This is a genomic window from Desulfamplus magnetovallimortis (assembly GCF_900170035.1).
In the GTDB taxonomy this organism is placed as follows: domain Bacteria; phylum Desulfobacterota; class Desulfobacteria; order Desulfobacterales; family Desulfobacteraceae; genus Desulfamplus; species Desulfamplus magnetovallimortis.
Genome location: NZ_LT828549.1, coordinates 189,313 through 208,423, shown reverse-complemented (window position 1 = coordinate 208,423; position 19,111 = coordinate 189,313). Strand labels below are relative to the sequence as shown.

General features: G+C 42.5%; 21 protein-coding genes. All 21 read right to left on the bottom strand.

Annotation, left to right across the window (positions count from 1 at the left end):
* Positions 1-217: 217 nt before the first annotated feature.
* Positions 218-1,186, bottom strand: a complete 969-nt coding sequence (locus tag MTBBW1_RS16855) for an Rpn family recombination-promoting nuclease/putative transposase (RefSeq protein ID WP_080805095.1) — start codon at positions 1,184-1,186, stop codon at positions 218-220.
* Between the two features lie 33 nt (positions 1,187-1,219).
* Positions 1,220-1,882: a PD-(D/E)XK nuclease family transposase gene (locus MTBBW1_RS16850; protein ID WP_080805093.1), complete on the bottom strand. Its 663-nt coding sequence runs from the start codon at positions 1,880-1,882 to the stop codon at positions 1,220-1,222.
* Positions 1,883-2,013: 131 nt separating this feature from the next.
* Positions 2,014-2,175, bottom strand: coding sequence for a PD-(D/E)XK nuclease family transposase (locus tag MTBBW1_RS30215; protein WP_080805091.1), 162 nt, complete (start codon positions 2,173-2,175; stop codon positions 2,014-2,016).
* 355 nt (positions 2,176-2,530) lie between these two features.
* The gene (locus tag MTBBW1_RS16840; RefSeq protein ID WP_087881788.1) at positions 2,531-3,376 is read right to left on the bottom strand and encodes an Rpn family recombination-promoting nuclease/putative transposase; all 846 of its coding nucleotides are present in this window, start codon (positions 3,374-3,376) and stop codon (positions 2,531-2,533) included.
* A gap of 124 nt (positions 3,377-3,500) precedes the next feature.
* On the bottom strand, positions 3,501-3,803 hold the full coding sequence (locus tag MTBBW1_RS16835) for a hypothetical protein (protein WP_080805089.1): 303 nt from the start codon (positions 3,801-3,803) through the stop codon (positions 3,501-3,503).
* Between the two features lie 584 nt (positions 3,804-4,387).
* Positions 4,388-4,615 carry a hypothetical protein gene (locus tag MTBBW1_RS16830; RefSeq protein WP_080805087.1) on the bottom strand — a complete coding sequence of 76 codons (228 nt, stop codon included), beginning with the start codon at positions 4,613-4,615 and terminating at the stop codon, positions 4,388-4,390.
* Between the two features lie 221 nt (positions 4,616-4,836).
* Entirely contained in the window at positions 4,837-5,934 is a 1,098-nt protein-coding gene (locus MTBBW1_RS16825) for a hypothetical protein (RefSeq protein ID WP_139786792.1), read from the bottom strand.
* 95 nt (positions 5,935-6,029) lie between these two features.
* Complete coding sequence (locus MTBBW1_RS16820) at positions 6,030-6,272, bottom strand: DUF4926 domain-containing protein (protein ID WP_080805083.1); 243 nt, start codon at positions 6,270-6,272, stop codon at positions 6,030-6,032.
* Positions 6,262-6,849, bottom strand: a complete 588-nt coding sequence (locus MTBBW1_RS16815; RefSeq protein ID WP_080805081.1) for an Rpn family recombination-promoting nuclease/putative transposase — start codon at positions 6,847-6,849, stop codon at positions 6,262-6,264. Before MTBBW1_RS16815 ends, MTBBW1_RS16820 begins: the two co-directional genes overlap by 11 nt.
* A gap of 135 nt (positions 6,850-6,984) precedes the next feature.
* Complete coding sequence (locus MTBBW1_RS16805; RefSeq protein ID WP_080805077.1) at positions 6,985-8,013, bottom strand: GDP-L-fucose synthase family protein; 1,029 nt, start codon at positions 8,011-8,013, stop codon at positions 6,985-6,987.
* A complete protein-coding gene (gene gmd / locus MTBBW1_RS16800) occupies positions 8,006-9,091 on the bottom strand; it encodes a GDP-mannose 4,6-dehydratase (RefSeq protein ID WP_080805075.1) in 1,086 nt (361 codons plus the stop codon). The genes MTBBW1_RS16805 and gmd overlap by 8 nt, the downstream gene beginning before the upstream one ends.
* 7 nt (positions 9,092-9,098) lie before the next feature.
* Positions 9,099-10,382, bottom strand: a complete 1,284-nt coding sequence (locus tag MTBBW1_RS16795) for an MBL fold metallo-hydrolase (RefSeq protein ID WP_245809439.1) — start codon at positions 10,380-10,382, stop codon at positions 9,099-9,101.
* A gap of 196 nt (positions 10,383-10,578) precedes the next feature.
* On the bottom strand, positions 10,579-11,052 hold the full coding sequence (locus tag MTBBW1_RS16790) for a type II secretion system protein (RefSeq protein ID WP_080805073.1): 474 nt from the start codon (positions 11,050-11,052) through the stop codon (positions 10,579-10,581).
* Positions 11,053-11,470: 418 nt separating this feature from the next.
* Positions 11,471-11,878: a type II secretion system protein gene (locus MTBBW1_RS16785; RefSeq protein WP_222424085.1), complete on the bottom strand. Its 408-nt coding sequence runs from the start codon at positions 11,876-11,878 to the stop codon at positions 11,471-11,473.
* 79 nt (positions 11,879-11,957) lie between these two features.
* Positions 11,958-12,554, bottom strand: coding sequence for a type II secretion system protein (locus tag MTBBW1_RS16780; protein ID WP_222424084.1), 597 nt, complete (start codon positions 12,552-12,554; stop codon positions 11,958-11,960).
* A gap of 13 nt (positions 12,555-12,567) precedes the next feature.
* Complete coding sequence (locus MTBBW1_RS16775; RefSeq protein ID WP_186441405.1) at positions 12,568-14,400, bottom strand: secretin N-terminal domain-containing protein; 1,833 nt, start codon at positions 14,398-14,400, stop codon at positions 12,568-12,570.
* A gap of 289 nt (positions 14,401-14,689) precedes the next feature.
* Entirely contained in the window at positions 14,690-15,310 is a 621-nt protein-coding gene (locus MTBBW1_RS16770) for a hypothetical protein (RefSeq protein ID WP_080805067.1), read from the bottom strand.
* 33 nt (positions 15,311-15,343) lie between these two features.
* Entirely contained in the window at positions 15,344-15,862 is a 519-nt protein-coding gene (gene pilO / locus MTBBW1_RS16765) for a type 4a pilus biogenesis protein PilO (RefSeq protein WP_080805065.1), read from the bottom strand.
* Positions 15,863-15,869: 7 nt separating this feature from the next.
* Positions 15,870-16,430: a PilN domain-containing protein gene (locus tag MTBBW1_RS16760; protein ID WP_080805063.1), complete on the bottom strand. Its 561-nt coding sequence runs from the start codon at positions 16,428-16,430 to the stop codon at positions 15,870-15,872.
* Positions 16,427-17,350, bottom strand: coding sequence for a type IV pilus biogenesis protein PilM (pilM, locus tag MTBBW1_RS16755; protein ID WP_080805061.1), 924 nt, complete (start codon positions 17,348-17,350; stop codon positions 16,427-16,429). The genes MTBBW1_RS16760 and pilM overlap by 4 nt, the downstream gene beginning before the upstream one ends.
* A 4-nt stretch (positions 17,351-17,354) precedes the next feature.
* Complete coding sequence (locus MTBBW1_RS16750; RefSeq protein WP_080805059.1) at positions 17,355-19,085, bottom strand: GspE/PulE family protein; 1,731 nt, start codon at positions 19,083-19,085, stop codon at positions 17,355-17,357.
* Positions 19,086-19,111: the final 26 nt, after the last annotated feature.

Genomic DNA, 19,111 nt, shown 5'->3' with positions numbered 1-19,111 from the left:
CAACACTGTCTGAATCAGGATACCCAGGATAAGGCAGATTATCTATCCTGAACATCCTATTCATATTGGTTATCCTGATTCAGACAAATTCAATAACTACCAAAAAAGCCATCAAGTTGTCGATTTTGAGTATCTTATCCTGAACACCCTTTTCTTCTGTTATTCTGATTCAAACAATTGACATAAGAGTACTAAGTACCAGAAATCTTTATCAATATTATCTTTCCTTCCACTTCTTTTCCAGAGATTCAAGCATTGCTTTCAAAATTTCAATGGGATTATCTTTTAATTCATCCCTTGATACAACCGGAAGCCCTGACATTTCATGAAGCAATTGAATTTTACCGATTATCTCCCCTTTTTCAATGCCGATTGCCTCGCCTTCTTCTCTCCCTTCTTCTCTCCCTTCTTCTCTGCCTTCTTCTCTGCCTTCCATCATCCCAACTGTCCTCCCCTCAAACCATGAGGTTCTAATGGAGCTCTCAGCAACCCTTCTATCCTCGATATAGCGCTCATACGCGGCACGCTCTTCTTTGGAGAGTTTCAGGATATCCAGCGCTTCCGATGCCTTTTTAAGGCCCTTTGCTGAAAACTCACTCTTGATCTCCGAATGCTTCAAAAAGTAGAGCCACTCATCCAGTGTGTCCTTTGCCAGACTGTCGAAATCATTTACCTTGAGAATGTAATACTCCGGAAAAATATCGGAGACCTTTTTAATGGTGTTGAACCGATTTTTCTGACTGCCGGTTAGCTCCAGAAGATCGTTGTGATGGATTCCTCTGAATTCGGTGACGCCTTTGTAAACGTAGTCGCTGCCGTGGCCGAGTTCAAAATAAACGATATTGATGGAGATGGCTCGGCGCACCATATCATAGCCATATCCAGCATAGATGTTGTCCGTGATCAATTTGGACGTGCCGTAAACCATCCGGTGGAAATAATCGTACTGGGACTCCACCTGCAGCTCGATGAGTAACAGCTCTCCTGATTCCGTCTCCGTCAGAAGATCCACACGGTTATGCTTGTCATCAGGAGCGTTTTTGTTGCTCTCGCTCTCAAGAATCTTTTCTATCTTCACTTCCTGCTTGAGAAGCTCGGTCAGAAATCCTTCCAAAATCTCGAAATTGGCTTTGTTTCTAAGCAACTTTTTCATGGCCCAGTCAAACCGGACAAGGCGTTCTTTCATGTCGGCCTCCCGCATCACCTTAATGCGTTCTCGTCAAAAAAATGGTTCAACCTCTTCCAGCGGAATATTCAAGAGTTCGGCAATCTCATCTTTAGTGCTGCCTTGCTTTTTCATGAAAAGAATGGATTTTTCTTTGATCTTAAGGGCTTCCTGTACAGAGATTTCGTGTGCTTGAAGGAGGGCTTCTTTTTCTGCTTTTTCCTTGGCCTGGGCTTGAAGGGCTGATTCCTTTTCTGCTTTTTCCTTGGCCTGGGCTTGAAGGGCCTGAGCCTGGGCTTGAAGGGCAAGTAAGGACTGTTGCCTGAATCGTTCCGATCTGGCCTGCTCGGTTCTCTGCACTCTCAAAAACTCTTCATGAAGGCGATACTGTTCCCGGAGTCGATCCTCCTTTGTAAATGTCTGAAGCATCTCATACACCTCCTTTATTGCCTGGTTATCACTCACTTTTGGATCAAGGGGCTCTCTGTTGTCCTGAATGGTTCCAAGGAAATAGCTCCATTTTTCAAGCTCAGTTCCAACTTTCAAACCCTCTCTATCACTCAAACAGGTCTGAAACTTCTTTAACTCAATATAATACAGGTGCCAGTGATTCGCCAGGGGTTTATACGTTCGGGTATTGAGCATGGCATAGTGATGAAACCACCACTTCTTATCTGCATCGCCCTTGAAGAGGGTATCTACAAGGATTCTGAACATCTGAAAATTTGCAGGAAGAGCCCATCACCGCATTCAGCAGAGATATCAACGGGCCGGTATGCTCCTGACGACCAAAAACCCATTTAAAGACAATATCATTGTACAGTTTTATTTTCATATTTGCTATTTGTTCAAAATCGACATCTTATTGCCATTTTTGCAGTTATTGAATTTGTCTTAATGTTCTCCGTGATCAATTTGGACGTGCCGTAAACCATCCGCTGGAAATAATCGTACTGGGACACCACCTGCAGCTCGATGAGCACCAGCTCCCCGGATTCCGTCTCCGTCAGGTTTTCTTCACGTGTACATCAAGATCCGAGAGCTGTACAAGAAAAAGTACAAAGTCCTTTTCAAGCAAGTAGCTGATAAAATGTGGAACTGCTACAATGCAGGCACAAAATATCCATCATCCCCACTGCATGGCCCAGTCAAACCGGACAAGGCATTCTTTCTTGTCGGCCTCTCATAAAAATTTTTTTCAGCAATCAACGATCTTTCATTTTGTATTATCACCCAACAGATGCAGTGGAATATCTATCTGCTCGTTTTTCAGGATTTTCTCCACCGATGCCACATCAATCTGTGCGATTTGGGCAATCACATCCACAGACAAACCTTGCTTTTCCGCATTTCGGATTATGGAAATTACTTTTTTCTCCCCTCTTTTTCCCCTCTTCTTTCCCCTTCTTTGCGAAGCTTTTCCGCAAGCGTCATGACATATCCCCCCTCTTTTTGTGTCAAGGCCAGTTCGACAATATTCTTTATCGATTCTGCAGAGGCATCTTCCCTCGTACCGAACAGATATCTCAAAACGATCTCCAAACAGTGTAACCCTGTCGCACTACTCATGACTTCCCTCAACAACGACAGAATTCCCGGTAGCTTATTATCCATTAAATCCGGTTCCCGGATGTGCTTGAATAACAACTGCATCACCCGAACCATGATTGTACCCCGTATTTCAACATCTGTGAAGTCCGTCAGATCATGCAGACTGAAGCTGAAGTCGGGGATGTATGCTGAAAATGTTTCCACCGGGCCTGACATCAGAGACGAAAAACGGATCCGATCCTTGGGCCATGGAGTCTCACCATGGCAAATCAACAAAGGTAATACAATGGGCAGCGGCGGTTTCTTTTTATTTTCCGGCTGCTGTTTCAGGAACAATCTCCAAATCTTCACCATATATTCCAAAAGCTGAAGATGAAGATATTTGTCGTCATAGCTCTTATGCTCGAATAGAACGTACAGGTAGCCGGAAGTCCCGGAAATTCTCACCTTATAGAGCATATCGGAATAATAGTCCTCAAGCTCTTTCTCGATGAACGAATCCTTGCAAATCTCAAGACTGGCCGGATCCATCAAAACCAATTGATCTGCCGGCAAATATTCCTGCAAAAAGCCCCGGACATTTTCCAAGTCACCCCATACTTCACGAAAAAGTTTGTCATGGGGATTGGGTACTCGGGTTAGGTTTTGTTCTTCATTCATGGAAAGAGAATATTACCCATTACCTTTCAAGCAGCTTCTCTGCTGGGTTCACTTATTTCAGGGCCAGGAAACAGCACAACAACATCAGCCTTTTGAGGTGGATCACAGTAATCGGCCTCCCGCATCACCTTAATGCGTTCTCGTCAAAAAATGGTTCAACCTCTTCCAGCGGAATATTCAAGAGTTCGGCAATCTCATCTTTAGTGCTGCCCTGCTTTTTCATGAAAAGAATGGATTTTTCTTTGATCTTAAGGGCTTCCTGTACAGAGCTTTCGTGTGCTTGAAGGAGGGCTTCTTTTTCTGCTTTTTCTCTGGCCTGGGCTTGAAGGGCTGCTTCTTTTTCTGCTTTTTCCCTGGCCTGGGCTTGAAGGGCAAGTAAGGACTGTTGCCTGAATCGTTCCGATCTGGCCTGCTCGGTTCTCTGCACTCTCAAAAACTCTTCATGAAGGCGATGTCCTTGAACAGGGTATCTACAAGGATATGGATGCCGTAGCAAGGTGTAAGCTGGTCGTAATTCACCAGTTCGTTTTTTTCCAGTTGATCACGGTATAGTCCGGCAAGATAATACTTGGAAAACGGATCCGACCTTTAGGCCATGGCCAAGAGTTTGTCATGGGGATTGGATAGTCGGGTTGCATTAACCTTGCCAAAAGCATTAAGGATCACCTCACGGGATGCCCCCTCCCCACCAGCGCATTGGTGCCTTCCGTTATGGTAATGGGCCGCTCTGTGTTCTCCCGGATGGTAAGACAGGGAATCACCAGGGCCACAGCCGATCGCCCCCTCTCCATTTATGGAGAGGGGGATGGGGGGTGAGGTTTCATGGGGGGTGATGTTTGCTGACGCCTACTTGTCATCTCCCAACAGATGCAGTGGAATCTCTATCTGCTCGTTGTTCAGGATTTTATTCACTGAATCCACATCAATCTGAGCAATTTGGGCGATCACCTCCACCGACAAGCCTTGCTTTTCCGCATTTCGGATTATGGAACATAGATAAGAATATTTGTATCAAGGTAATACATCATTCATTTCATTCATTATGTCGTCTATATCAATATCATCTGCCACATCAATTTTTTCTGCATTTTTAAAAACGCGTTCCATCATTCGTTTTGTTTCTTTTTTGTCCCTTTTGGGTGCCGGAAAAATCATTAATTCCAGTTCCCTGTCAATAAATTCTGCGGGTAAGGTAATGACAACTTGATTTGTTTTCGTATTTATTATTTCGTGAATCATTGGTCACCCCCTTTGATTTCCCCTTCCTTCTGAAGTTTTTCCGCAAGAATAAGAAATAGAGTCCTTTATCTATTGAATCATATCAAAAAATCGTTCAAATACTTCTTCTCGCAATTTATCCGGTACGTGATCCAGACGGTCAAGGGTTTCAGCGCAGCGGGTCGGCGGGTCGGGATCTGAGCGAGATAAACATCTGAATTATTAGCAAAAATATTCATTATTCAGATTTTTAGCGAAGCGACACTCTCCTCCAACTCCATGATCGCGTCTTTATCTTTGGTCAAAGCCATGACTTTACATGCCAGCCAGCGTTTCTCAAAAATCGCTCTCTTAACGTCGACATAATCACTATGATCCCCCTTGAGACAGGTCAACATTAACAATCCGACCAACAATTCCCGCTCTTCCTCTTGATCGATCCAAGCCCACGCACTTTCCGTGTAAACCGGGCTGTACTCTTCACTGAGCTTGATGATTTTCCTTTTTAAACCGGTGATGGTATCTGTAAAAAATTCTTTTTTTTCAGGATCTTCATCTTCTTTCAAAGAGGCAATATTTCGAGCAATCGCCGTTAAAATCATTTTTTGAGCTGTCGAGAACTCCATATCGGAGCTCAAGGTAAGAAACGCTTCACCATCAACGCGGTACTGATCATGGCTGTTATTTGTCACTCTATCCATGAGCTCTTTTACATCTATCCCTTTGGATTTCAAATCAAGAGATTCAATGACCCTTCCTCTGGTTTTGCTGAATTCCGCTTGAGCCTCTTTATTTTTTGGAAAAAAATAATCCAATATGGATAAGACCTCATTTTCATCAATATTGGCACGAATATTTCGTCCCTTTCCCCCGAGCACATCGAGCAGGACATTCCCAAACAAAGACCAGACACCGTGTACCTCCCCTTTTGGAAGCATCAGCATATTCAATTGCTGAACACTCTTTTGGGGTACCGATACCCAGGTCGAAGCCAGACCTTGAGCAAAATCAACTGCATTGAAGCAGGGACCGTTTTTCAGAAAGCAGGCGATCTGCACCAATCGAGACAAATCTTGATCTGCATTGAGCCAATCCGTCATTAAATCGATCGCCCCATATTGACCGGCACTTTGGTATGCTTTCAATTCTTCGGCAAACCACAGCTCAACAACCTCTCTTTCACAGGTTTTGCATAGGAATTTTAAAACATCACCTCGATCACGCCCCAAGAAAAAGGGGTCAGATTTATTTAAATCCACAAATCCGGTCAAAGAGTAAGGAATAGGTCGGGGTCGGACAGAGATAAACCTCTGAATTATCATCAAAAATACCCATTTCAAAGTCGATTTCCGCCCTTAAACGCCTCTTTTTCACCCCAAAAACAACAATTTAAGAGTTCACCTCCCAACGAATGGGCGCATTCCCATTTTTCCGGTTATGCCGCAATCAATGAACGAACAGCCAGCACTTCATTTTCGGTCAACAGATCAATTGCCGATTCAGGAACCGTTACGATAGTTATCGTATCTCCGAGTGCATTAAAGACTTCCAATGTATAGCCGTCTTTACCATCAGAAATAGGATGATGGGCGACAACCGTAGCAACATCACCCTTTTTTAAATTTTTTTCAGGTACGTCTATTACTAAAACAACTTCTTCGTATAATTTAGGTTTCATTTACTTCCAGTTTGTGCTTGAAAAGCAGTTGCATCACCCGGCCCATGATTGTACCCCGAATTTCATCATCGGTGAAGCCTGTCAGGTCATGCAAGCGGAAACTGAAATCGGGAATGTATGCCGAAAATGATGCCACCGGCCCCGACATCAGAGATGAAAAACGAATCCGCTCCTTGGGCCATGGCCTCTCTCCATGGTAAATCAGCAACGGCAAAACAATTGGTAATGGCGGTTTCTTTTTCTTTTTCGGCTGCTGTTTCAGAAACAATCGCCAGATTTTCAGCATATACTCCAGCAGCTGAAGATGAAGGTATTTATCGTCGTAGCTCTTATGCTCGAATAGAACGTACAGATAGCCGGGAGTCTCGGACAACCTCACCTTATAGAGCATATCAGAAAAATAGTCCTCAAGCTCTTTTTCGATGAAAGAATCCTTACAGATTTCAAGGCTGGACGGCTCTATCAGAGCCAATTGATCCGCCGGTAAATATTCCTGCAGGAAACCTCGAACATTTTCCAGATCACTCCAGACTTCACGAAAGAGTTTGTCATGGGGATTGGGTAGCTTCCAGCTTATGCTTTTTGGGTTCTTGGCGGATGAACTCTATGGATTGAATTTTTCCTAATTCATAAGCCTGTGGCAGTAACCACTCCAATGACTCTTTGGGAAAATCCAGAAACAGATTCTTGAAATTATGGTCGTGTGATTGATTCATCTTTTCAAAAACCATTTATAGGTCTCATGCAAACCCTCTTTTAATGAAATCCTTGCCTGCCAACCGATTTTAGCCAGAGAAGAGACATCTAATAATTTCAGCAAAGTCCCATCCGGCTTTGTTCTATCAAACACGATCCTCCCTTCATACCCCACCACATCTTGAACCATCTCTGCAAGCGCTTTGATGGTGCAATCCTTTCCCGTTCCCACATTGACGAAACAGGGTTTGGGATAGCTCAAAAGATGTTCATGCAAGATCGAATCCTCCATGCTCATCACAAATATCGATGCATCGGCCATCTCATCCACATGGAGAAACTCCCTTCTGGGAGAACCTGTTCCCCACACCACCACCTCAGATGCACCGCTTTGTTTAGCTTCATGGAACTTTCGAATCAAGGCCGGAATAACATGGGACGATTCCAGATCAAAGTTGTCATGAGGCCCGTAAAGATTGGTGGGCATGATAGCGATAAACTTTGTGCCATACTCTCGGTTATAGGCTTCGCACATCTTTATTCCGGCAATTTTGGCTAAGGCATAGGGTTCGTTTGTGGGTTCTAAAAGCCCGGTTAGAAGAGACTCCTCTTCCATGGGCTGGGGCGCATCTTTAGGGTAAATGCAGGATGAACCCAAAAACAGTAGTCGCTCCACTTTATTTTCATATGCGGCGTGGATCACATTGGTCTGAATCGCCAAATTGTCTCGGATAAACTGTGCCGGAAGGGTGTTGTTGGCATAAATACCGCCAACCTTTGCAGCAGCAAGAAAGACGTATTCTGGCTTTTCATTCTCAAAAAAAAGTTCCACCTCATGTTGACGGGTCAAATCGACATGAACAAGCCGCACCCCCGAAGGCACATCTGTAAAGCCTGGGGACAAAGTAAACAGCTCACCACTGGGGACGCGAGAGTGATAGCTTCCAACAAGATTTTGAAATCCATTTTTCAACATATTCCGGATAATTGCACTGCCCACCATGCCACCTGCACCGGCGATGAAAATTTTGCTGTTTTTATTCATTGTAATTATACACCTGGAACCCTGCTCGGTGGCACAGTTCATCTTTTTTTGCATCTTCAAGATCTGTTCTCACCATCTCAGAAACAAGCTCTTCAAAGGAGATCTTTGGCTCCCAGCCAAGATTGGTTTTAGCCTTGGTTGGATCCCCGAGAAGCGTATCCACCTCTGTTGGGCGAAAATACCTTGGATCAACGGCAACAATGATTTTTCCGTTGGCAAGGTTGATCCCTTTTTCATTCACCCCCTTTCCTTCCCATTTGATGGCAATCCCAAGCTCTTTTGCGGCACACTGGACAAATTCCCTGACAGAGTGCTGCGCACCTGTTGCAATGACATAGTCGTCCGGTGTCTCCTGCTGAAGCATGAGCCACTGCATCTCCACATAGTCTCTGGCATGTCCCCAATCCCTAAGCGCATCCATGTTGCCAAGATAGAGACAATCCTGCATGCCAAGATAAATTCGACACAACGCCCTTGTGATCTTTCTGGTGACAAAAGTCTCTCCTCGTAACGGAGATTCATGGTTGAACAGAATCCCATTACATGCATAGATGCCATAGGCTTCCCGATAATTCACCGTTATCCAATAGGCATAAAGCTTTGCACACGCATATGGGGAGCGAGGATAAAATGGGGTTTTTTCAGTCTGAGGAATCTCCTGTACCTTGCCGTAGAGTTCTGAAGTCGATGCCTGATAAAATCGTGTCTTTTTTTCAAGCCCTAAAAGCCTTATGCCCTCAAGCAGCCTCATGGTTCCCAACCCGTCTGTATCTGCCGTATATTCAGGGGATTCAAAGGATACCTGGACATGACTTTGGGCCGCCAGGTTGTACACTTCATCCGGTTGAACCTGCTGAAGAATGCCTATAAGATTGGTGGCGTCGGTCAAATCACCGTAATGCAGAATCAGATTTCTGCCGGTTTCATGGGGATCTTGGTATAGATGGTCAATGCGGTCGGTATTGAACAGGGATGCCCGGCGCTTGATGCCATGAACCTCATAACCTTTCCTCAATAGAAATTCAGCAAGATATGCTCCGTCCTGGCCGGTTATTCCTGTAATTAGTGCTTTTTTCATTTCACTCCTAACTTATTTTGCCCATTACACGATTCAACGCAGAAGACAACGCTTTTCTGGCACCATCATCTCCGTGTACCAGCCTTATCTCCTTTGGGGGTTCAGGCATTGATCTTACCCAGTTGACAAGTCCATTTTGATCTGCATGGGCGGAGTAGCCTGAAAGGGTGTAAATACCAGCCTTTACCGGAGTCCTTCCCTCTACAATACGTCGCCCTGGCGTACCTTTTGCCTGGTATCCCACAAAAATAATATCATTTTTCGGATCATCAAGACCATGCTCAAGGTGGTCAACAATGCGGCCTCCAGTACACATGCCGCTTCCGGCAATTATGATACATGGGCCTTTGATATCAAGAAGACGGCGATGATCGCGATATCTTTCAACAGAATAAAGATTTCTGAAATCAAGTGGGTGGTCACCCATTGCCTTGAGTTTTTTTGCATCCATGTCCCAGAACTCTTCAAGATCAGAGTAAATTTTTGTAATTTCAAGTCCAAGGGGAGAGTCGATAAAAACCGGAACAGCTATACCAATACGGTCAAGCTCATAGATCAGCTCCTGTGTGCGTCCAAGTGCAAATGCCGGAATATATACAATGCCATTGTCTGCAAGAACTTTTTCAAGAACACTTTCAAGGGTTTTTACCCTCTCTTTTCTGCTGGAGTGATTACGGTCTCCGTAGGTTGATTCAAGAATCAGAAGATCACAGGTGTCAGGAGTGTCAGGATCAGGAAGTATGGGGGTATCAGCACATCCAAGATCACCCGAAAAAATAACGGTATAAGGATGAGAAGCTTTTGAAGAGTCATTAAAACTGAAACGGATAAAGCAGGAGCCCAGGATGTGCCCGGCATTTCCAAGGAAAAATGTTATGCCTCTTTTCAGGGAAAAGGTCTGGCGATACTCAAAACCCCAGGAGAGTTCATCAATCATATTTTCAATTTTACGAACAGATTTTTCATCTCTGCCTGTAAAGGAGAGTGCATCATGCAGCATTGGCAGAAGAAGAGCCTTTGTAGGATGGGTGCAGATGATCTCTCCACGGAATCCTGCATCAATGAGATCCGGAACCCTGCCTATGTGGTCTATATGGGCATGGGTGATAAAAAGATAGTCAATTTTGTCAGGATGAACCGGAAATCGGCTGAATGGAAGTTCAGGATCATCTCCCTGGGCACGGCCGCAATCCACAAGTATATTAACGCCATTATCTGTTTCAATAAGATGGCAAGAGCCTGTAACGCAATTGTCAGCACCAAGGTGAGTTACTTTGATTAAATTATTCATATGAAATCCAAAAGAAAAAGAGGAGAGGCTTGAAAGGTAAAAAGTCATGGTGAGGTTTCAGGGAGACATAGCTCCGCTTCTTAAATTACATATTCACTTTGCCGGGTCTTCTTTTAATGCATAAGATAAAGTGGTAAGCATAATTTATTTATTGTTTATTTATTACATTATTTTGAAAAAAAAGAAATAGTAAATACTATTTTACCGGAGTATAAACAAATTTCCATTCTGAATATTGCACTTTATCATTAAAATGAGAGTAACGGACACTGAAGCCATTTTTTTTCAAAGGCTCACCCTGCCCTTTGCTGAAGACCCCTTTTATACGCCTGTCAGGAGTATATATCATGCCCCAATCATTGCTTCCGGTCATGGGATCAATGTAGACTTTTCTCAGATGCCGTTTAACAGCAGGAAACCTGGAATCTTTTAAAAGATCGTCAAAGGATGGTGGATAATTTCCCTTTTTTTTATCTTCTGATGCACGATAATATGACTCTATGGCTTTGCAAAACTGATCACCCCTGAAAAGAAGCTCTTTTTCTTTCTCTCTTTTTACAATTGTTGTCCATGATTTCTGGGCTGATGTTGATGCAATGCCTATAATAACCACCATGGCAAGCACAGCCGGATAGGTAAAACCTGCTGCGGAACAGATTCTGGAATACACTATAGTGCCTCCATGCAGATGGCCTTCATGCAAGTTGAACAGAAGTAAAGAGTTAATCTTAATGCCTCTCCCCTTCCTGAAAATTGAACCACATAAAGAGTTAATTCTTTTACCGTGAAAATACCCTTAACATTTTCATGGTCGGGGGTGGCAGTTGAATTCGGCCATGAAGTTTTACCGTGAAAATGACTATCATTTTTATATTTGGGGGCGATTAATACGTAATCAATCATGCCTGTTTACTCAAAATCGACATCTTATTGCTTTTTCAGAAGTTATTGCAGTTGTCTGAACCAGGATAACCAGGATGGATAGGATGCTCAGGATAGATAATCCTGCCTTATCTTGTTAATCTTGGGAATCCTGATTCAGACAGTGTTGACAAGGCTTACAAGATCATAGTGTCGACTTTGAGTGTTTACCATTCATTGTATGGAACCCCGTCAAGACTTACCTTATAGCTGCCACTATGAACATCATATATACCAGTCTCCCCTTCCTGGTCTGATAATACAGTAATCCAAGAGGTGGTTGTTTTTGTAAAGGGGTCAACAGGAAGTGTCCTGATATAATTATTTTCCACAAGGGCATCCAGTGTTTCCGGATAGTGACCATTATCTGCATTGTACTGATCAATTACATCCCTTAAAACAAAAAGGGTGTTTTTCAGGGACGCCTCTCTGCTTTGTATTATATTTTTCTGGAAACTCGGCATGGCTATGGATGCAAGAATCCCCATGATGGATACAACAATGAGCATTTCAATCAGGGTAAATCCCCTGGCTCCCTTGTTTCCTTCACACTTAAAAATGTCAGCACACTTCAAAGTGATATGAGTTCTCCATATAAAGGATGAGATCCAAATCAATTTATTATGGACATAAGTTTCAATATGTTCTGTGGTATTACCACTCTCTGTAAAGGGTTCCATCAAGGGCTGTCTTGTCGCTTTTTGAATAGACATCATAAACATCCTGACCTCCCCAGGTTGATGAATCTTGTTCATCTGCATAGGATCGCAAACCCCATGTGCCATCTTTTGTCATGGGATCCCCGGGTATTCGCCTTAAAAACTTCTTTTTATATGTTGAGCCTGCAATAGGTACACCTTCAACCAATATTTCAAGTGTTTCAGGATAACCCGAAGAGTCGGCTGAAACAGATATTTTCTTCTCATCTGCAAGGGATTTGTACTCATCAAGGGCTGTACGGATTGTTCTTAGTGCATGGCGCAACTCAATTTCCCTGCTGCGCTTGTGCGCCATCTGGGAAAGTGGAAGAATCCCTGATGCAAGAATGGAGATTATGGCCATGGTGACAACAAGCTCAATAAGAGTGACCCCTTTGAATGAAGCTCCGGAAGAGGATATTGCTGCAACATGCACAGGTGGTTCAGGCACAACCCCATTATGTGAAGATTTGCAATATTCTGCACCATCCCTTCCGCACTTTCCGGCAAATGATTGCTGCCATCTGCCAAGGGAAGGAAAAAAAGCTGCCACACAGCCCCTGATGCTATTCAGCTTTCGGCATTTCAGGGATAACGGGATCATGCTGTTCCATCTTTTTTATATAAGGTTCGGTTGTGTGGATACGCTGCCAGTTGCCGGACCAGAAGGTGCTTGTATCATCATCCGGAAGAGGCGCTCCGGAAATGATCACAGGGGTTATGGTTATAAGAAGATCGGTATTTGTATCGCCATTGCTTTCGTGGGTAAAAAGTTTTTTCAGAACAGGAATATCACCCAGCAATGGTACTGTATTGACAGTTTTACGATCTTCTTTCCTGGTCAAACCACCAATAATTACAGTGCTGCCATCCTTAACAGTCAAAACTGTATCAGCACTTCTGGTATTAATTGCATACTGTGGATCTTCCGAGGTTCCCACGTTGCTTCCAAGGGAACTCTGCTCAAGGTTTAATATTAGGCGGATCTCTTCGTTTCTGTTGACATCAGGTGTGGCAACAAGCTTAATGCCCACATCCTGATATTGATAATCATAGGTTACAGCACCATTATCCTCAACCCTTCTGTTGGATCGCAATGGAATACGTTCACCCAGAAGAATTGTGGCCTTCTGGTTATTGCTCACCCTTACGCTTGGTTTTGCAAGAATGCGTGTATCTCCGTCCTGTTTCAGAAGATTGAGCTTTACCGTGGGAATTGAAAGATAAAGCTCCCTGCTGGAAAGAGTTCCAAGATCATTAAGAGAACCAAATCCCGCAAGGCTGAATGCACTTGATGAATTAATTCCCGAACTGGTATTGCTTACACCAAATGTGATAACATCAGGATAAGAGAGACCAAGCTCTTCTTCAAGGGTGCTGCTCACCTCCAGCATCTCCACATTTAAAACCACTTCTGGTTCCGGAATGTCATTGGCTTTGATAAGCTTTGCAACAATGTCAATGGACTTGTCGCTGTCCCTTACAGTTATAGTGTTTGTTGTTTCATTGGCAATGATATCCTTGAGATTAAGCACCTTGGCAATAACCGGAAGTGTATCCTTGGCCTTAAGATAGGAAAGATAAAATGTTCTTACCTGTAAATCCTGATACTCCTTCTGCTTCTGGGGGGTGTCAGGATAGATAAGAAGGGTTTTTTTATCTGTCTGTTTTGCCGCAAGATTGTTGGTTTTAAGCAGCATTTCAAGAAAATCCATCACATAGATATCTTTTACAAAAACAGATATGTTCTGTTGACGGACATCCTTGTCAAATACAATGTTAATATCAGCAAGTTTTGAGATAATATCAAATACATCCAGAATAGCTGTCTCCTTGAATCTCAATGAAAATTTCTGATCTGATTCAATGAATATATCATACTCTGAGGATCTGAAATTCCTGTTTTTAAAATGCTCAAGAAAGCCAAGAGCTTCTCGATTTTCAGGATAGAGGGTGAGAGCCTCCTCTAAAAGCTTTTTTGCTGAATCAAAACTTTTTTGTGCAATTAAAGATTCTGCCCTGTCAACAAGCTCAAGTGATTTCTGACGATTTAAGGTTTGGATCAATAGCTGTGATGCCCTATCGTTACCTGGAAAAGCCTCAATACTTTTTGACAAAAAATCACTGGCCTGACTGAGATTGTTATCTTCAAGGTATCGGCTTCCCTGTTCCATATATAAAATGGAGAGGGTGTATTGCTCTTTTTTAAGGGCAAGTTCAATGGAGTGGCGCATGGAGGGAGGCACAGTCTCAAGTTGCTTCTGATAGCAGGCAACCCTTGCCTTAAGATCCATTGAGTCTATCTCTGTGCAGGGCAAAGGCTCCATCCTGCCGGCGCCCATACATCCCTGCAATACTAACATTGATGTCAGGAGAAAAGCCAGTATAAATAGTCTCACGCAGCCTCCAGCATTACCATTATTCATTTTTTGTTACCGTGAAAATGGCTATAATTTTTTATTTGGGGGTGATTGATAAGCAATCAACCATGCCTGTTTAATATAAAAATATCTATAACCAACTGTTTTTAAAAAACTTTCATCCATCTGATCGGAGTGTATTCTTTTTGAACTTTTCTCCCCCTCGCAACTCTGTGAGAGGGAGCTGGGGAGTTTAATGACAACAATTTACGCCAGACATTCAAAAAAGGGTACACTCATTTGATTGTGACTGGCATCCGCATGAACTCTATAAATATCTGTTTCCATTGAAATCCTTTAAGTTTATTCGGACATCTTCATCAAATTCCGGAATATTCACAAGGATATAGTCCTGGGTCAAGTCTGATACCGGATAAGTATCCTTTATTTTGGTGCCCTTTTGAATAACCGTAACTATATCTCCATCCTTGATAAAAAAGGATAGTATTCCATCTTTTATGCATGAGCCAAGTATCCGAAGGTCTGAGATCCCGTTTACAATTGCGCTTATTGCCATCTGTTTCTCCTGTTCCTTGATATCAGCATGGGATTCTTCCGGAACAATATCCTCTTCCGGTGTTTTTTCAGGAGTTTCAGGTTCTTCTGGGGTATTCAGACTTGCAACATCCTTGCTGACAGGTTTGTTAAAGGGGTCTCGAATAACAGAATAAGATTGAGGTTTGTAATCAAGAAGAGATGCAGCAACATCAAACTTGGCAGTTTTTTTGTTGTTTGCCTGTTCAGAAGATATGATATCGCCTTGTTTGTAAGTAAGCTCCCTGACAGTTGGCTGGCTGTATGGATTAAGAATCCGATATATTACGGAAACAGCCAGAAGAGCAAGGGAACCGAACAATATCTTTTTTCGGACTTTATTGTCAATGGCCACTGTTGATCCTTCCTTCCTGAAATACACCGTTGATCAATCTTTTCTACAATAGACAGCAATATCAACTTCAAGGGTAATTGACCCACTCTCCTTTTTCTCTTTATTAAAAACAACCCGTGAAATTGTATTGATACCAGGCATTGCCTGAAAACCCGCAATAAATGACTTCAGGTTCTGGTAACTTCCCTCCACTGAAAGGCTTGATGCAAATTTCCATAGGTCAAGTTTATCTGTTAGAACCGGCTTGAAAATCATCCCTGATGACACAAGGTTATTTTTCTCCAGCAGGTCATTGATATCACTTATAACATAGGGGAACTCGTGGAATTGAGGTAACGCAAGCCTTACAGAATCAAGCTGATGCCTTGCACTTTCATATGATAGATAAAGATTATCATTGGAGTTTCCCCTCTCCCGTATCTTTGAATAGTCTGAGATCAAACTGTCAATTTCACGCCCCTGTTTTTCAATCACTGTATATCTGAAGAATAGTAGAGCCACGAAAAGAACAAGGCAGAACAAAATCAGGCGTTTAAACAGATCGGGTTTCATCAGAAAATCACCATTTCTTTACATTTTCAGGATATATTGCATCTGCCTGAATTACCATCTTCATTTCAAAAGATAGCAGGGTATTCTGTCCTGATTCCTGGCTCAACTCATTTAGATGAAAAAAATTGCTGGAAGATATTGCACTTATAAAACCAGACAGTGTTGAAGCCTCAAGAGCCTTACCCTGGATATTTATGTTTTTCTTTTCCCTGTCAATCTCCACATGATTAAGAAGAAGACCTTCTCCGACAATAGACTCCAGACGATCAAGAATATCAATCCAGAGAAAAGCCCTCTGATGCAAAAGATTGTTCATGAAACTGACCTCTGCCACCACAATATCAACTTCAGAAGGGGATACTGAAGGTACACTCCTTACATCCATACCTGATGAATAACTGTTTATTTTTTCTCCATAGCCTTTAATGAGAGCCTCTTTCCGGTAAAATTCCTGAGCAGAAATTGCCGCCAAATAGACAACAGATAAAAAGAGAAAAACAAGCAAAAAAACAAATTTTCTACTGCTTTTCCTGCTGTTTTGTATGAAATTAATATTAATGGATTTCATTGGTCAACAAGACTCCAGGCAGCACCTGTGGCAGCAGCATGGCTCCATGCTGTATCAGGATCAGAAGGGTGGATGGAAATCCGGTCAGCAGGATACATTAGATGATAATCTTCAGAGTTAAATACAGTACATGAAAAAGCGCTGTTCAAATCAGAGGATGGTGTTGCACTTAAAAAATATCTGTCAATGTTTAAATCTGGATGCTCATCCATAAAATATTGAATGAGCATATCAATATTGTCTGCATCATTTTGTGCAATGAGTTTCTTCTTCATATTTTTATAAAAAAGAGGGGTACCGTTGTCGAGCACAAAAATAGAGATGCTTTCAGGAAAAAGACCAATCCATGCAACAACACCCTCTTCGGGGATATCGGGTGCATAGAAATTATAGAGGCTCATATCAGCAGAAGATATTGATCCAACTGTAAATCCAGCCATTCTGAGACTTTCTTCATATTCTCTCAAAACAGCCCCTGAAACAAGCCCGACCATTAGAACAACCGACTGCTCTCCTGCTCCAGGAAAAGCATCCCATCTTATTTCAATATCAGAAAGATCCAGCCTTGTTAATTTGCCAATTCGCCAAAGAATCATCTCCTTTATCTGTTCGTCTCCATGCGGAAGCTTTGGAAACGGATGAATCATCAATTTTGTGGTTTCACAAGGAAGGGAAACTCCAACCATACAGCTCCTCATTCTTGTCATCTTTTTTAAAGATGAAAGCGCGGCCCTGAACTCCGCAGGATCCTGGATATTTTTACGATTAAACCCAGGCTTAAGTAATCCCGCAGGCAGATCAAGCTTTAAATTTGTAATACTGTGCCATACACCATTTTTTCTTGCAACAGTTACAAATTTAATAGCTTTGACATCAATGTTGATACCAGACACTTTAATATCTGAATTCTTAAAAAACATAATATTACTCTATGAAGGTGACTCTATTTGCCTCATCCAGGCTTGTTGTGCCATGCCTGACGTCATAAAGAACCGCATCTCTGAGAAAGACAACTCCCTTTTCAAGGGCATGTTTTTTCAATATTGAAAGAGTGGCTTTCTCAAGTATCATCTCCTTTAAATTTGGGTCAAGTTCAAGATGTTCAAGGATTGCTTTTCTGCCGTCAAATCCTGTTCCGTTGCACAGGCGACAACCAGCAGGGCCAAAAAACACCATATTTTTGTACTCATCAGGATCAAGACCAGACTCAATCATCATTTTTTCTGTCACCTTATGCTCTTTTTTACATGAGCAAAGTTTTCTTACAAGACGCTGGGCAACAATGCAGTTCAAGGCAGAGACAAGGTTGAAAGTATCAATACCAAGATGCATAAAACGATTTATGACATCAAATGTTGTATTTGCATGGACAGTTGTAAAGACCTGATGGCCTGTCAATGCAGACTGTATGGCAATTTCAGCGGTCTCTCCATCCCTTATCTCCCCCACAAGAATCTTATCAGGATCGTGGCGAAGAATGGATCTTAAACCTTTGGAAAAAGTAAGGCCTTTTTTATGATTGACTGCAATCTGGGTCATTCCGGGAAGCTGATACTCAACAGGGTCTTCTATGGTGATGACCTTTATTGACTTGTCATTTACTTCTGAGAGTGCTCTGTAGAGTGTTGTAGTCTTGCCGCTTCCTGTAGGGCCTGTCATTAAAAACATTCCATAGGGAGCCTTAATCTGTCTTCGAAGTCTTAAAAGCTCCTTTTCAGGAATATCCATGTCATCCAATGAAAGAGATGCCTGTGATACGGACATTCTCTCCTGATCAAGGATACGGATAACTGCATTTTCACCAAAAACCGAAGGAAGAACAGATATCCTGAAATCTATGAATCTCCCCTTTACCTTTAGTTTGAATCGGCCATCCTGGGGAACCCTTTTTTCAGATATATCAAGGTCAGACATAACTTTGAGGCGGGATAGAACCGCACCTTGGTTTTTAAGCTCCAGAGGTTCTGCTGCCTGGTGAAGCATGCCATCAATTCGGTAGCGTATAATAAGTCCTTTTTCAGTGGACTCAATATGGATATCACTTGACTTTTTATTTATTGCATCAAGCAGAGTTGAGTCCACAAGCTTTACAACAGGACTCTCTTCAGAGCTTATGCGATCAACAGATACCTCATACTCTCCCCTGTCAGATTCTCTGATAATGGGCAGACGCATCTCATCCGAGATATCAAGCAGATCCCTTGATGATTCTATGTTTTTTAGCAGCTCAGTAAGGCGTTTTTCAGAGACAACCACAAAAGATATCTCAAGCTCTGTAACAAGGGATATATCTTCGGCAACACGCATGAAATCCAGAGGATCTGCAACAGCTATATCAAAGGTGTTATTCCAAATTCGAAATGGAAGCACCCTGTTATTTACCATATAATCAATATCAAAATGTTGAATCAGATCAGGATCATCTATCTGCTCTAAATCATCAAGGCTTGCATAGCTGCATGAATACTGGGCAGCAATAATACGGGCAAGCATCTCATAATCAAGATATCCTTCTTCAATGCAAAGCTGCCCAAGCATCCGGCGTGTGATGTTTCGTCGTGAGAGTATATTGCCGACCTGGGCATCTGTCATAAATCCCAGTTCAACAGCTATCTCGCCAAAACGTTTTCTTTTAACAGGCTTTATGGGTGACATTGATTATTTCTTTCCATAAAAAAAGG

Excerpts from the sequence above, each read along its gene's own strand:
- MTBBW1_RS16840 (WP_087881788.1), bottom strand. The coding sequence starts at position 3,376 with ATGAATGAAGAACAAAACCTAACCCGAGTACCCAATCCCCATGACAAA.
- pilO (WP_080805065.1), bottom strand. The coding sequence starts at position 15,862 with ATGAAACCCGATCTGTTTAAACGCCTGATTTTGTTCTGCCTTGTTCTT.
- MTBBW1_RS16855 (WP_080805095.1), bottom strand. The coding sequence starts at position 1,186 with ATGAAAGAACGCCTTGTCCGGTTTGACTGGGCCATGAAAAAGTTGCTT.
- MTBBW1_RS16830 (WP_080805087.1), bottom strand. The coding sequence starts at position 4,615 with ATGATTCACGAAATAATAAATACGAAAACAAATCAAGTTGTCATTACC.
- gmd (WP_080805075.1), bottom strand. The coding sequence starts at position 9,091 with ATGAAAAAAGCACTAATTACAGGAATAACCGGCCAGGACGGAGCATAT.
- MTBBW1_RS16795 (WP_245809439.1), bottom strand. The coding sequence starts at position 10,382 with ATGAATAATTTAATCAAAGTAACTCACCTTGGTGCTGACAATTGCGTT.
- pilM (WP_080805061.1), bottom strand. The coding sequence starts at position 17,350 with ATGTTTTTTAAGAATTCAGATATTAAAGTGTCTGGTATCAACATTGAT.
- MTBBW1_RS16750 (WP_080805059.1), bottom strand. The coding sequence starts at position 19,085 with ATGTCACCCATAAAGCCTGTTAAAAGAAAACGTTTTGGCGAGATAGCT.
- MTBBW1_RS16820 (WP_080805083.1), bottom strand. The coding sequence starts at position 6,272 with ATGAAACCTAAATTATACGAAGAAGTTGTTTTAGTAATAGACGTACCT.
- MTBBW1_RS16805 (WP_080805077.1), bottom strand. The coding sequence starts at position 8,013 with ATGAATAAAAACAGCAAAATTTTCATCGCCGGTGCAGGTGGCATGGTG.
- MTBBW1_RS16760 (WP_080805063.1), bottom strand. The coding sequence starts at position 16,430 with ATGAAATCCATTAATATTAATTTCATACAAAACAGCAGGAAAAGCAGT.
- MTBBW1_RS16850 (WP_080805093.1), bottom strand. The coding sequence starts at position 1,882 with ATGTTCAGAATCCTTGTAGATACCCTCTTCAAGGGCGATGCAGATAAG.